The sequence below is a fragment of the Alkaliphilus peptidifermentans DSM 18978 genome (genome assembly GCF_900101495.1).
Lineage (GTDB): Bacteria > Bacillota > Clostridia > Peptostreptococcales > Natronincolaceae > Alkaliphilus_C > Alkaliphilus_C peptidifermentans.
Map to the genome: position 1 here is coordinate 24,792 of NZ_FMUS01000019.1, position 13,987 is coordinate 38,778.

16 protein-coding genes are annotated in these 13,987 nt (G+C 31.2%); all 16 read right to left on the reverse strand.

The window, feature by feature from the left end; all coding sequences use genetic code 11:
• Positions 1–8: 8 nt before the first annotated feature.
• The gene (locus BLP68_RS13525; protein WP_091544609.1) at positions 9–1,043 is read right to left on the reverse strand and encodes an N-acetylneuraminate synthase family protein; all 1,035 of its coding nucleotides are present in this window, start codon (positions 1,041–1,043) and stop codon (positions 9–11) included.
• Between the two features lie 2 nt (positions 1,044–1,045).
• Complete coding sequence (locus BLP68_RS13530; protein ID WP_091544612.1) at positions 1,046–1,807, reverse strand: cytidylyltransferase domain-containing protein; 762 nt, start codon at positions 1,805–1,807, stop codon at positions 1,046–1,048.
• Positions 1,808–1,835: 28 nt separating this feature from the next.
• Positions 1,836–2,510 carry a NeuD/PglB/VioB family sugar acetyltransferase gene (locus BLP68_RS13535; RefSeq protein ID WP_176759031.1) on the reverse strand — a complete coding sequence of 225 codons (675 nt, stop codon included), beginning with the start codon at positions 2,508–2,510 and terminating at the stop codon, positions 1,836–1,838.
• Positions 2,503–3,336: an HpcH/HpaI aldolase/citrate lyase family protein gene (locus BLP68_RS13540; protein WP_091544618.1), complete on the reverse strand. Its 834-nt coding sequence runs from the start codon at positions 3,334–3,336 to the stop codon at positions 2,503–2,505. Before BLP68_RS13540 ends, BLP68_RS13535 begins: the two co-directional genes overlap by 8 nt.
• Entirely contained in the window at positions 3,323–4,231 is a 909-nt protein-coding gene (locus BLP68_RS13545) for an HpcH/HpaI aldolase/citrate lyase family protein (RefSeq protein ID WP_091544621.1), read from the reverse strand. Before BLP68_RS13545 ends, BLP68_RS13540 begins: the two co-directional genes overlap by 14 nt.
• A complete protein-coding gene (locus tag BLP68_RS13550; RefSeq protein WP_091544624.1) occupies positions 4,221–4,688 on the reverse strand; it encodes a MaoC family dehydratase in 468 nt (155 codons plus the stop codon). Before BLP68_RS13550 ends, BLP68_RS13545 begins: the two co-directional genes overlap by 11 nt.
• Before the next feature lie 56 nt (positions 4,689–4,744).
• Entirely contained in the window at positions 4,745–5,758 is a 1,014-nt protein-coding gene (gene pseB, locus BLP68_RS13555) for a UDP-N-acetylglucosamine 4,6-dehydratase (inverting) (RefSeq protein WP_091544627.1), read from the reverse strand.
• Between the two features lie 62 nt (positions 5,759–5,820).
• Positions 5,821–6,822: a class I SAM-dependent methyltransferase gene (locus BLP68_RS13560; protein ID WP_091544630.1), complete on the reverse strand. Its 1,002-nt coding sequence runs from the start codon at positions 6,820–6,822 to the stop codon at positions 5,821–5,823.
• Positions 6,823–6,847: 25 nt separating this feature from the next.
• The gene (locus BLP68_RS13565) at positions 6,848–7,993 is read right to left on the reverse strand and encodes an N-acetyl sugar amidotransferase (protein WP_091544633.1); all 1,146 of its coding nucleotides are present in this window, start codon (positions 7,991–7,993) and stop codon (positions 6,848–6,850) included.
• Position 7,994: 1 nt separating this feature from the next.
• Positions 7,995–9,869, reverse strand: a complete 1,875-nt coding sequence (locus tag BLP68_RS13570; RefSeq protein WP_091544635.1) for a motility associated factor glycosyltransferase family protein — start codon at positions 9,867–9,869, stop codon at positions 7,995–7,997.
• Positions 9,859–10,485 carry a hypothetical protein gene (locus BLP68_RS13575; protein WP_091544637.1) on the reverse strand — a complete coding sequence of 209 codons (627 nt, stop codon included), beginning with the start codon at positions 10,483–10,485 and terminating at the stop codon, positions 9,859–9,861. The genes BLP68_RS13570 and BLP68_RS13575 overlap by 11 nt, the downstream gene beginning before the upstream one ends.
• A 194-nt stretch (positions 10,486–10,679) precedes the next feature.
• Positions 10,680–11,510: a flagellin N-terminal helical domain-containing protein gene (locus BLP68_RS13580; protein WP_091544640.1), complete on the reverse strand. Its 831-nt coding sequence runs from the start codon at positions 11,508–11,510 to the stop codon at positions 10,680–10,682.
• 180 nt (positions 11,511–11,690) lie between these two features.
• On the reverse strand, positions 11,691–11,915 hold the full coding sequence (gene csrA / locus BLP68_RS13585; protein ID WP_091544642.1) for a carbon storage regulator CsrA: 225 nt from the start codon (positions 11,913–11,915) through the stop codon (positions 11,691–11,693).
• A 13-nt stretch (positions 11,916–11,928) separates the two neighbouring features.
• Complete coding sequence (gene fliW / locus BLP68_RS13590) at positions 11,929–12,372, reverse strand: flagellar assembly protein FliW (protein ID WP_091544645.1); 444 nt, start codon at positions 12,370–12,372, stop codon at positions 11,929–11,931.
• A 25-nt stretch (positions 12,373–12,397) separates the two neighbouring features.
• Complete coding sequence (locus BLP68_RS13595) at positions 12,398–12,967, reverse strand: DUF6470 family protein (RefSeq protein WP_091544646.1); 570 nt, start codon at positions 12,965–12,967, stop codon at positions 12,398–12,400.
• 54 nt (positions 12,968–13,021) lie between these two features.
• Complete coding sequence (gene flgL / locus BLP68_RS13600; protein ID WP_091544649.1) at positions 13,022–13,972, reverse strand: flagellar hook-associated protein FlgL; 951 nt, start codon at positions 13,970–13,972, stop codon at positions 13,022–13,024.
• Positions 13,973–13,987: the final 15 nt, after the last annotated feature.

The window sequence follows — 13,987 nt, forward strand, 5'->3', positions numbered from 1 at the left end:
TTCAGAATTTATATCTTCTCCCATGTTATTTCATCTAGATACTTAATGTCAGTTTTTGCCTGTCTGCCTACAACCAAATCAAAAAACTTAGGCTCTAGACCCCTAACTGGCCTAATTATTGTTAACATTTCTTTTGTTATAACAGTACCCTTATTAATATCTTGACTAGCATAGATGCTTCTCCTTGCCCTATTCAATGGACCTTGAACCTCTTCATGACTTGGCATTTTTACTGAACTACCTAATGCTAATTCTAATTTTCTAACATGTTCAATCATATCTTTAAACTCAGGCACCGTCAAAGCAAATGGATGATCTGCCCCTGATAATGTCTTATCAAAAGTAATATGTTTTTCAATAATTTTCGCTCCCATTGTAACCGCCGCTATTACTCCTATATGTTCCTCACTATGATCTGAAAAGCCAACAGGATATTGATAAGCAGTTTTTAATGTATTAATATTTTTTAAGTTCATTTCCTCGTATTTAGGTGGATATTTTGAAACGCAATGTAAAATAGCTATATCATCGTTACCCTTTGCATTTATAGTATGTACTGCTTCATCAACATCTTTCATATAACTCATTCCAGTAGATAGTATAACTGGTAAACTTTTTTCTGCTACATATTTAATAAGTGGAATATTTGTTAAGTCACCTGAAGATATTTTAAATGCTTTTATTCCTAACTCTAACAGTAGATCAACTGTATTATGATCAAAAGGAGTACATAGAAATTCAATACCTAAATCATTTGAAAAGTTAATTAGTTCAGGTAACCAGTTTAACGGCATTTCTAAGCTTTTCATCAATGCAAAGATATCTGGTAATTTATTCTTGTTTACTAAATTCTCAGCAGTAAATGCTTGAAATTTAATAGCATCTGCACCAATTTCTTTAGCTTTTAAAATATATCCTTTTGCATTATCCAAGTTGCCATCATGATTACTACCCACTTCTGCTATAATATAGGTTGGATAACCATAGCCAATATATTTATCACCAATTTTTATTTTTTTAGAGGATTCTCCAGTGTAATGCAATATTATTCACCTTCCTTTTTTTGTTCTATGTGAGCATTAATCTTTATTAAGTCTGGTTGATCTCGCAATAATTTTAATACTTCATCAGTTGTAAATATGTCAGATGATTTATACAGATTATTAAACACATTAGTTAAAAAAACATAATCTTCATTTGTATCTAAAGTCCATCTTAGATGGGAAAGATCAGTTTCATTATATATATTTAAAGAAGAAAATTTTTCATAGTTTTCTCTAATATACAATACTACATGCTCCTTATGATGAGGCTTTGTTGCCTTCTTCCATGACTCTTCCAGCGCATAAAAAGAAAATATTGAACACTCCAACCCTCTAGGATATGTTCGTGAAATGGAATTCGATATATAGTCATATTTATCTCTATTGTTTAAGTATGTTTCTATTAATTTGTCAATAACTAGTGGATCAATAAGAGGACAATCGGAAGTAACGCGAACTATTGCGTCCAACTCATACTTCTTAGCTGCATTATAGTATCTGTCCAAGACATTTTCTTCACTTCCACAGAAGCAAAGAATATTATTTTCTACACAGAACTTTACAATTTCTTTATTCTTAGTTTCAGTGGTTGCAATAATAATGGTATCTACTAATTTAGCTCTTTTAACCCTTTCAACCACATGCCACAAGACAGGCTTATCTCCTAATATCTTCATTACTTTCCCATATAGTCTAGTAGATCCCATCCTTGCTTGTATAATTACTCCTACTTTAACTTTGTTTATATCCCTTACCTTTATCATTTATAAAAACACTCCTACCATAGTATTTTTATTTATCTTTCATCTCTCTGTAAACACTTCCTATACTTTTGGCAGGATTGCCTACAACCTTATCATAAGGCTCTACATCCTTTAATACCACGGATCCTAACCCAATTAGTGACCATTCACCTATACTAACTCCTTCCACTATTGAGCTATTACTGCCTATATGAGCCCCTTCATTAATTTTAATTTTGCTACCTATACTAGCATGATTTGCTATGAAGCTATAACTAGCTACGCTTGTATCATGCCCTACTAGTGAATTAGCATATATTTGCACATGATCTTCTATAGTTGCATTGGGACTAATAACAACATTTGGCATCATTATCACTCCATGTCCCAGTTTCACTTCACTTCCTATCACCACAGATGGATGGATAATGTTACAAAACCTATCAGGCGGAATACCTAATGACTTTAATTTCTCCACCCTCGCTTGTGCTTTACCTACACTGATTAATGCATACACAAAATAGACATCTTTAAAACTCTGACATATGTCTTTTTGTACTGGGCCTAATACTGGATAGCCATTAATTAATGTCCCTCTCTGGATTCCATCATTTAAATAACCAATAAGTTCATATTCCCCACTATGTCTTGCTATATTTTCTATCACAGACCCAATAACTGTACCATTTCCCGGTCCACCTATAATAATAACTTTTTTACTCATTATCACCATCTCCATATTTTTGAAATTCTTTAACTATATTCTCATATCTCTTAATATGAGGAGGTTCTATTATTTCTCCATCTAGGGTCATTACATTGGTTGAATTTATTTTCTTGTTTTTATAAAACAAATCAATAATTTTCTTATACTTGTTAATAGTGTCTAAATCTGGTTTGAAGCGTTTGTTTATATATTCTAATTGCGAAGGATGAATAGCCATTTTTCCGTCAAACCCCATGCTGTAAGCAGTATCAACCTCTTCTTTAAAGGATATGTCTGAATTCAAATATGGAAATATAGTATCATAACATTTAATCTTATATGCTTTTGTTATGTTTACAATACTGGCTCTTGGGTAGAATAAGTTTTCTTTATTCCTTATGGCATTTAACTCTGAAATATAATCCTCGCTTCCAAAACAAACCCCATTTACTGAATAATTAACCAGTGTTTTTTCTAAATCCAACAGTCCTTTTGGATCTTCTATAAGTATTAATGTTTCTTTTTTAATTTCTTCGATATCCTCTAATATCCTTATATTATCGCCATTTAAACAAAACTTCGGTATCATTATTCCCTTTACTTTATCTAAATTTATATTCTCAATAATTTCATTATATCTTTCTTGTCTTATTCTAATAAAGATATTAGGTTCACTAATATCTTTGATTATACTGTTTATGATGCATATATTTGTTCTAATATCTTTGGATATAATCGAATCTTCAAAATCGATTATTATAGCATCAGCCTGATGAATTTTATCATTATGTAAATATCTTTCTTTATTTGCTGGAATAAATAATAAACTATTATATTTCATCATGCTTTTCCTTTTCTTCTCTTATTATTTCCATTAGTCTAAGCACTTTTCTTGCTCTTTTTTCCATAGGTGGACCAATCATCTTATCTCCAAGCATAGCTACACCTGAACCCTCTAGCTTTGATTTATCAATAGCATTTACAATATCTTGAGACCTCTTTATTTCTTCATCTTTTGGAGTAAAACACTGATTTGCTAAATTAATTTGTTTTGGATGAATTAATAAGCACCCAGCAAAACCCATTTCGAAGGAAATATTCTCTTCATTCATAAATCCTTCAAAATTATTCAAAGCCAAATAAGGTGTGTCAATAGGTAATAAACCTGCTGCTCTAGATGCAAGAGCAATAACTGCTCTAGGATATTCAAAGCTAAGAGGGGGCTCTCCATGTAATCCCTCTAAATCATTAAGATAATCTTCACCACCAAAGGCCAATGCTATAGTTCTATTTGAAGCTTTAGCAATGTTATAAATATCCATTACTGCTGAAGTAGTCTCTATTAAGGGAACGAAAGCAAAATGATTTTTTGCTATCTTGTTTTCATCCTCTAGTTGAGTAATTAACTTATCAAAGTATATCATATCGTCGGCAGTATATATTTTAGTTAGCATAAAACCATCGATATCTTCATGCAATATATATTTAAAATCTTCAAATACTAATTTGCTTTCAATTGGATTAATTCTTACAAAGGTTTTTATTTTTTTAAATGCACCTTCATCTAAAAATTTCTTAATATTATTTCGGGCATTTGTTTTATACTGTTCTGGAATAGAATCTTCTAAGTCAAGTATTATAGCATCCGCTTTTGATTGAATACCATGTTTTATAAAACTTTCCTTATAGGTTGGTACAAATAGCATGCTTCTTAATAACAGTTTTTCTCTATTTATCATTTGTCCCCATCCTCTTCTTAATTAGTACATTTCTTCTAAATATTAATACTAGTTGATTTTTTTGATTATATGCACGGGTTTCAACGTATATAATTCCCCGATCTTTTTTCGTCATTGATTCTTTCATATGTAATATTTCACTTTCTGCCCTTAATGTATCTCCAATAAAGACTGGATTTTTGTGTTGAATACTTTCATAGTCCAAATTTGCTATCGCCTTGCCACTAATGTCCGCCACAGAGATACCCACAATCAGGCTAAAAACTAATGTTCCCACAACAAGAATCCTTCCATGTTGTTGCTTCTTGCAATACTCTTCGTCTATATGAACTGGATGATGATTCATTGTTAATAGACAAAATAAATTATTATCACTTTCTAAAATAGTCTTAGTAAGGGCATGGTCTATTTTGTCTCCAACACTAAATTCCTCAAAGTATTTTCCGTAATTATTCATAATATTCGCCCCTTATCTTGACATAATATATCACTATTAAGAAGTCTATTTATAGTTTAATTTTCTTCACTTAGCATAGATATTTTTAACTTTAATTGTTCAATGTTTAACCATGTATCATTAGTACCAGAGTTGTACTCGAATCCATCTTCAATCAACCGTCCACCATTAGTGAAATGTTTTGTGGAATTCCACCAGTTAAAATGTGGATAAACTATATAATGTTTATCATACTCATAGGTTGTTCTAGAATCATCCTTTGTTACCATAGACTCATGAAGCTTTTCTCCTTCACGTATACCTATCTCTTTCAAATTACACTCTGGCAACATGGCTTTTGCAAGATCCGTAACTTTAAATGAGGGGATTTTTGAGATGTAGGTCTCTCCACCTTTAGATTCTTCAAGTGCTTTAAATACAAGTTCCACTCCCTCTTCCAACGTAATCCAAAATCTTGTCATTCTATAATCTGTTATTGGAAGCTCTATTTCTCCTTTGTCTATAAGACTTTTGAAAAAAGGAATAACTGAACCTCTACTGCCTGCAACATTCCCATATCTAACCACAGAAAAGATTGTTCCATCGATCCCCGAATAAGCATTTGCAGATACAAATAGTTTGTCTGATACTAGCTTAGTACCTCCATATAAATTAATCGGGTTTACTGCTTTATCTGTAGATAGTGCCACAACCTTTTTGACTCCACGATCTAAGGCTGCATCAATAACATTTTGTGCACCATGAATATTAGTTTTTATAGCTTCAAATGGATTATATTCACAGGCCGGGACCTGCTTCATAGCTGCGGCATGAATCACATAATCTACATCCTTAAAGGCACGATAAAGCCTGTCCTTATCTCTGACATCACCTATGAAAAATCTTAGCTTTGACATCTTCTTCTCACCTATTTTTTCAGAAAAGATTGACTTTAATTGAGACTGTTTATACTCATCTCTAGAGTAAATAATAATTTTCCTTGGATTATATTTTCCTAGAACCATCTCCACAAATTTTTTGCCAAAGGAACCAGTACCACCAGTTATTAAAATTGATTTATTATCTAACATTTATATCACCAACCGATCCATATCTATTAATTTAATTAATTAGAATAATAGCTAATTCAAATTTAATACTTTCGCGCAACAGCCCACATATGTGATGAGAGTTTATTATCCGCTAAAAACTGCTGGAATTTAACACCTAAAGTTTTATATTCCATAAGAATATTTTTAATAATTGGCACTTGTGAGAAATCATATTCTTCTGACTCGAATTTTTGTCGAACTATGTCAACATCTAATTCCCCTGGTGTTAATATCTCTAATACTTCAAACTTATTGTTTTCTAGTAATTTAGTCAATGAGCTAGGAGAAAAATAATTAAGGTGATCTGGGCCCCCTAAATTAGGAGTATAACTTTCCTCAGGTAATGTCATAAGCATACTCATTTCAAAGCCTTCAATGTTGGGGGTAGTAATAAATAACAAGCCCCCTAAATTAAGTTTATTATGGCATCCCCTTAGAAAATCATTTGGATCAAATAGATGTTCAATTACTTCAAAGCATGTCATAACAGAGATATTAAAAATACTTACATCCTCAATTGGCATATTAAATGTTTTTATATTTTTTTGTAAGCATGTTTTAGCTAATGGATCCGATGGCTCAACTGCTATAACTTCTTTAAATATATTTTCATCTTTTATTACCTCACAAAAAGTACCAAATCCTGCTCCTACATCAACAATTCTTTCCAAATCATTATTGTATTTATTACATAAGTCAATTATTCGATCTGCTCTCTTTTTAACAATAAGGTTCTTTCTGTTGTTTTCGGTTTGAGGGAATATAACTTCATTCCAATATTTCATACTTCTAGAATTTGCATAGAACTCAGTTAGCATTTCTACACTTGGTCTAGGATTTATAAATATTGTTTTACAGCAATTACATTCAACAAATCTAAATCCTTTTTTGTTGAAAAGTTCTCTTTCTTTTGACTCTGAACATGTTGGGCAATCTATATATATAAATTCGTCCCTTTTACTCATTAAATCTTCTATATCTTCATCATGTAGCTTTCTATTTATTTCCCTATATTCTGATGGCCTAATTGCATTTTCTTCCATATAAACTCTCCCTTATAAACAATTTTTACTCATCGAAATCTTCGCCTACTTTAAATTTTGGTAACCACTTTCCAGTACGTATATCTTTATTAAATATTTTTTTATTAATAAACTTCTCGGTTACATTCCAAAACTCTTCAACAGTAATATTTATATACTTACAAAACTCCGATATGTACTTATCACCACATTTACCATCGTACTCTTCTACAAGCCAAATTGCATCCTCTCTACTTAACCGTCCTTCTCTTATATCACAACACGCTTGATCTGTAGTAGATCCAAAACCAAACTTATAATACTTTATCATCTGATTTAGTATTTGCATATCAGAGTCTACCGAACTAAACCGCCTATATCTTCCTAAATCATAAAGACTTTCAGTACTTCTACCTAATAAGCCCCTTACGATGGCAAAATCTTGGTTATAGATAGTTGACCATTCTTTTAAGTAATATTGAAGATATATAGCCTTTATATTCTTTTTCTTTATTTCCTCTTTATCTGGAAATTGATACATATAAAGCTCTCTGAGACTTATATCATCAGATACCCAATCATTGGCATTACCACCAGCAAGAGTATTTCCTTCATTAACATTAACTGCATTTCCATCTGTACCTAATCCTGTATTAACAACACCTAAAGTTAGTGCAGCGTTTTCTCCCTGAATAATTAATGGAATATCAAACCTTAACGCAATAATATAGGCAGATGCCCACAATGGATATTCTGATGGCTTCACTGGATTACCATACCTATAAAAAGCATCTTTAGTTATTTTTTTCATGATTTGAGGATTTGGTCTCATTTTAATTATGTCAAATCCTTTTTGAATTAAGTTCTCGATATTATGTTTACCAACTTCCGTGATTTCGTCAGGTTCGCAATTTACAAGTAATACTTTTAAACCAAGTTTTTCTTTAGCATAAATTGCTTGTAAAGTACTATCTTTTCCACCACTTACACCAATTACACAATCATAGGGTGCACAGTTTTCTTCCGATTTCTCTTTGGCCCATTCAGTAATTTCAATGAGTTCTTTTTTTCTAGTTTCCCAGTCAATTTTTTTCTTTTCTTCTTCATATAAACATGCGTAACAAATTTTATCTTCATTAAATTTGATGCCTGGTCTAGTATCTGGTTGTAAACACTTTTTACAATATTTCATATTATTTCTCTCCTGTGTTAAGCTCTTTTATATTTTCATCTATACATATAACCATTTCTGCGAAAATTGGATCAACTAATTTAATATCTTGCTTAAAAAGTCCAATAAGATTGTTATAATTTTTCACTATCTTTTGGGCCTTGTTAATTCTATTATTATCGTATCTAATTCCCGATATCTCTTTAACTGCTAACTCAAAATTCAATCTATTCATTGGTAATATGTAATGAAGAAAAAATTTATTTTCCTTTAAAGCATAGAATTTTTCATCTAATTTAACATACATATTCTCTATTTGTTTCAAGTTATTATCCGTTGTTAATTTACTAATTTTTTCTACTATGTTTTGCAACTGAAAAACTAAGCTATTTACTTTATTAAAATCTTCTCTTAATATCATTAGCTTATTTTTAATAATATCTAAGTCATAATTGTGCTTTTTTGTAAGTGTGCTCATAATATCGATGCTATTTTTCAAATCTGTTTCAATATGATTTTCTAAGGGAATGAAGGTTGTCCCTTTTATGTCAGCTCCACCTTTTGTAGTGTTTATTACTTCAATTTGATCCTGATATCTTTTAATATATTTCTCAAGCTCTATTTTCATAGCATAAAAAGCACTATAAGTATATACATCATTCCCATATACATCTTTAACAGTAAACGCGTCTTTCTGATTCTTTTCGCTTAAATTCATACTTTCACCATATGAAACTGCATCAGAATAATAGGCATCATTTCTGTAAGCTAGGTTTTGGCCTACTAAAACTACTTTAGAAAAGCCTAGTTTGTACAATAGCTGTAGTGTAATTATTGCAATTGAAGCGGCATCTTCGATTAAATCGATTTCCTTACCATCATTATCCCTTAATGCTAAGAAATAGCTAGCCACAGTATCTTGGTTAGTAATGAAATGGTACATCGGTCCAGGATAGTCTTTTATTGTTTCAAATCCTACACTACTTCCAAAAATCAAAGGTATATCCGAGATACCCTTTTCTACTACTTTTTCAAAAACTTTTTTATTACTAGTACCGGGATCATATGTACACGAAAAGTCTGGTGCTATTTCATGATGTATTAAAGTATTTATAGCAGAACCAACAGAAAAAATGTAAGCAAGCTTGTTTGCTTTAATATATCGAATGTTTTCTATTTCATCATTTAAGGAGGGTCCTGCCGCTACCAATAAAGCCGTCTTCCCCTTAAAATTATCTTCACTTTCTAGAAGAATATTGGGTGTATTTAATACATGAGGAAAATTAATCATACTATTAATAATCCAAAGTTTTTGGAAAGCTGCGTTTGTATGAATTCCATTTCTTTTATATTTAATTTTTTTATTAAATAGATTGGCAAAGTTTTCATATTCATCTTTAAAGACTCTCTTGTAGCTAGGTAGCTCAATTATTACTATATTCTTATCAAGCTCACTAATTATAGCATCTATGAAAGAAACCATATGTTCATGACTTTCTTCAATAGCTAGTCTTTTGAAATTTTTATTAATTAAGTTGGAAATATTAAAATTGCTTAAGTAATGATAAAAAATATCAGGATTTGGTTCATAAATAGAAAAGCTTATATTGGAATAATTTTGGAGGAAATATTCAATATGATAGCCTAAACCAAGTCCGTAAAAAATTACATGACTATCTTTAGTTAGTTTATCTGAGTATTGATTAATAATTGTCTGCGCTTCATTAACTGGGTCGTATTTGCTATGCAAAAATGATTGGTTCTCTTCACTTTTCACTATAATTGTCTTATCATTAGATTTAGTTAATTCGATTCGTATATTGCTATTTACAGGTTCTTTTATTTTAAATTCAGTTTTGAAAAAATTACTAATTAACTTAATATTATTAATTAACACTACGATCAGCTCCTACATCAACTAATTCCTTCAATTGAACAATCATTTCCTTAAACATAAATGAAATTTCATATTTTAATATATCGGCAATTAATATTAGGTCAATTGTGTCAATTGCATTGCTTAAATCTATTAGCACACCATCTAACTTTTTGATTTGAATTGAATATTTTTCCCAAACATCAAATTTTTCTGTTTTAGCAGAATAATTATGGGTTTTATTTATTGAGTGGAATGTCTCTAAAATCCACTGAATTGCTTCAATTAAGTCTCCTAATTTATTAATGTCATCTTCCTTTAAATAGTTAGCACTATAGAATGTATCTGCTAGAGCCTCTATTTGCGGTGTAGCCTTTTCTAAATAGTCTAATGTGTTTAAAAAAATCTCATTAATAAATTCCTTAATTGTTGATACTTCAATGATTATCTCTTCAATCAAGCTAATGTTATCCTCTATAAAAGCTTGGTAGTCTTGGATGCTCTCTCCATCTATAATTACATTATTTAAAATATAGTCAGAAGAACTACAAAAGCCTTCTATTGTATTTATAATGCTATTAACTTCACTTGCTTTATTTTCGAACTTAAATTCATTATCTAATATTTTTAATTTCATATTATACCCCCGATATTATAAATTCACTTAGAATCGAATTTTGTCATTATATAAATATATCGGTCTCATCTTGACATTTCTTTAATAAGTATGCAGTAGAAATATTTGTAAACCATTAATAATGTAAGTTATTTATAGTTTGATTGAACAAAAAAAAGAGGAGATTTTCTCCTCTTTTTATAAATCCTTAATAACTATCTTAATAATTGAAGTACTCCTTGAGGAGCTTGGTTAGCTTGAGCCAACATAGCTGTAGAAGCTTGTTGTAAAATGTTTTGCTTAGTGAATTCCATCATTTCCTTAGCCATATCTACGTCTCTGATTCTAGACTCAGAAGCTTGTAGGTTTTCAGCATAGGTATCTAAATTCTTAATAGTATGCTCAAGTCTGTTTTGATTTGCTCCTAAGTACGAATGCATTTTACTTACTGCATTAATCTGAGTTTCAATATTCCCTAAAGCTGTTGCCGCTGTAGCTTGGCCTGACAAGCTATAGCCGGATATTGCTGCAGCAACAGTTGTTAAATTGAAGTTAGCAACTGCTAAATCAAGTGTCTGTGTATTCTCTGCACCAATTTGCAAGGTAATGTTTGTGCCATTTCCACCAGATCCATTTAATAATTTGATACCATTGAATTTAGTATTATCTTTGATATCATTTATTTGCTTAGTTAATTCTGCAACTTCCTCTTGAATTCTTGGTAAGTCATTTGCTGTATCATAAGTTCCATGAGCAGCTTGAGTTGCCAATTCTCTTACTCTTACAAGCATTGCACTAACTTCATTTAAGTTACCTTCTGCAGTTTGAATTAAAGAGATACCATCTTGAGCATTTCTAGAAGCTTGTTGTAAACCTCTGATTTGAGATCTCATTTTTTCAGAGATAGAAAGACCAGCAGCGTCATCAGCAGCTCTGTTGATTCTAAAACCTGAAGAAAGCTTTTCCATTGATTTTGCTCCGCCATTGTTAGAAATACCTAGTTGACGATGTGTGTTCATAGCCATAATGTTGTTATTAATTCTCATTTGTAATTCCTCCTTGAATTTTTATTTACCCTGACATCCTTGTCTGGGCTTAAAATAATTATTTTAAGCCACATCTTTAATCTACTGCCGGCGTTGTAGAAAAATGATGTTTTTTAGCTTATACAATATATATCGGAAGCTTAATATAAAACTTTAGCGAAAAATTTAAAAATAATATATTTATTTTTTGAAAATATCCTTCAATTGGTCAAGATTTTGTTTTTGACCACTAGCTGTTTTGTTTTCTTCTTGTATTTCTAGATAAATTTCTTTTCTATAAATTTCAATATCCTTAGGAGCTGATATTCCAATTTTCACCTTGCCTTCTTCAATTCCAAGTACTTTAACTTCAATATTATTACCTAGTACAATGCTCTCATCAATTTTTCTTGTTAAAACTAGCATATGCTGGCCCCTCCTAACCCGTCTTTTTTATTTCGTCAATTATGTAGTGCTTTGTTTGATATTTTGTGTCATCCAATACAATTTGCTTTCCTTTTTTGTTTTTTGTATTAATGATAATTGGGGCCTTCAGGTTAGCAGTCATTTTATTAATGTCATCTGGTACAACAACAATAGTATGCACTGAAACAATTTCGGGAGATTCAATTTCTAGCTTTTCTAAAATACTTTTGGGTATCTGAAAGTCGTAATCCTCCATAAAAAGGAAGGGATTAATTATTACAAAAGCCAGAGAAGGCTCCTCTATAGATTGTAGCCAATGAAATGGAACATCTTTATCGGGATTTTCAATAATTACATATTTCTTATTTTCTTCAAAGGCTGGTATTCCATCGGGAAAATGAATTACTTCCTCTAGACCCACTTCTATCTCACCAAAATGCCGGGTTTCTATAATCATACTTATCACTCCTTTGATAATATCCTTAGCCAATATAAGTATCTAATTTATTACCTACAAATTCTATATTGATTTTATTTTTCTGTTTTAAATAAATGTCTAATTTCCCAGGGTAATATTCAATGCTAGGTTTAATATTTCCCATTTTCATATCAATATAACCTTTTTCAAACTCACCTGTTACTTTGCCAGGTATAACGGTAATTTTAGGCCTAGATTTAGGAATCATATCAAATCTAACTTCCTTACTTTTCTTAAATCTGTTCCTTTTTGCAATTTTTGCAATAACAGGCCCCTTATTCTTATTAATACTAGACATTTCCTTTCCTTCTCGTGCAATTCTGGCTATTCCCTCTAACGCAGCATTTCTACCCTTAGCTGCATAAATCCTATTTATTTCCATAATGCCTTTTAGACCAGCTTCAGAAAAACACTGCCGCTGGTCTATTAATAATACTGCATCTGTCATTTTTATTTTTGATTTTGCATCTATTGATCTCAATTTCATAGGCCATTGGTTCTGCTGTATTGAGTATTGTCCATTGGTTCCTTCAATACCTATTAATGCATTTTGAGATTGTATACGTATTTCCATCTCAATCACCATACCTTATAATACTTTTCGATTTAAACTCAAGTTTTTGAAAAACTACCTTAGAAAGTCCAGCAAAGAAGGCTGAATAATTCGTGCCCCTATGGCTAATGAGGATTGATATACATTTTCTTGCATTGTGAGATTCATATAAACCTCTGCTAAATCTGCGTCCTCTATTTCTGATAGAAGCTTAGTAAAATTAACTATATCATCTCCAATTCGGTTTTGAACCAGCTCCATCCTATTCATCTTTGCACCAATTTGTGACCTTGCGGTTAGATTGATATCCACGTATTTGTCTATATCATCTAGGGCATTCGTTAAGGCTTGATTATTTTCTGCATCTAAATAACCCTCAATTTCTTCAATCAATTGGATTAACCCAGCCTTAGTTCCGGCAGCTACGGTTTTATCTCCTGGAGCTGGAGTTGTTATATTATCAAACACTTCGAAGCCTAATGAGTTAATTTCGATTTTATCGTTGACACCAACTTCAAATTGTATTTTATCATCTACATCTGCAGGGTTATACATATTTGTCAAATCAACTTTATAATTTCCATTTTCATCAAACAATTGCACATCGGTTTTCTTGCCAGAAAAAACATACTTTCCAGCATATGTTGTGTTACCATAGCTAATAATTTGATTTTTCAGTTCAGAGACTTCCTCTTTAATTTTAATCATATCATCATTTGTTAAAACCCCATTTGCTGCCTTACCTGTTAAATCTCTAAGTCTTAACAATACTTGACCAACACCCTTAATAGCAAGCTCTGTAGTTTCTAAAAAAGAAACTACATCATCCACATTTTTTTTATACTGTTGCAGTTCATTGATATCTGCCCGTATTTTCATGCTACGAGTAATACCTACAGGATCATCTGAAGGCAAATGAATTCTTTTAGTTGTTGAAGCTTGCATCATGGTCTTATTCATTTGTTGTAGGTTTCTATTTAAATTAAGCATCATTCGATTCATTATCATATTATTAGTTACACGCATTGATTACACCTCCAG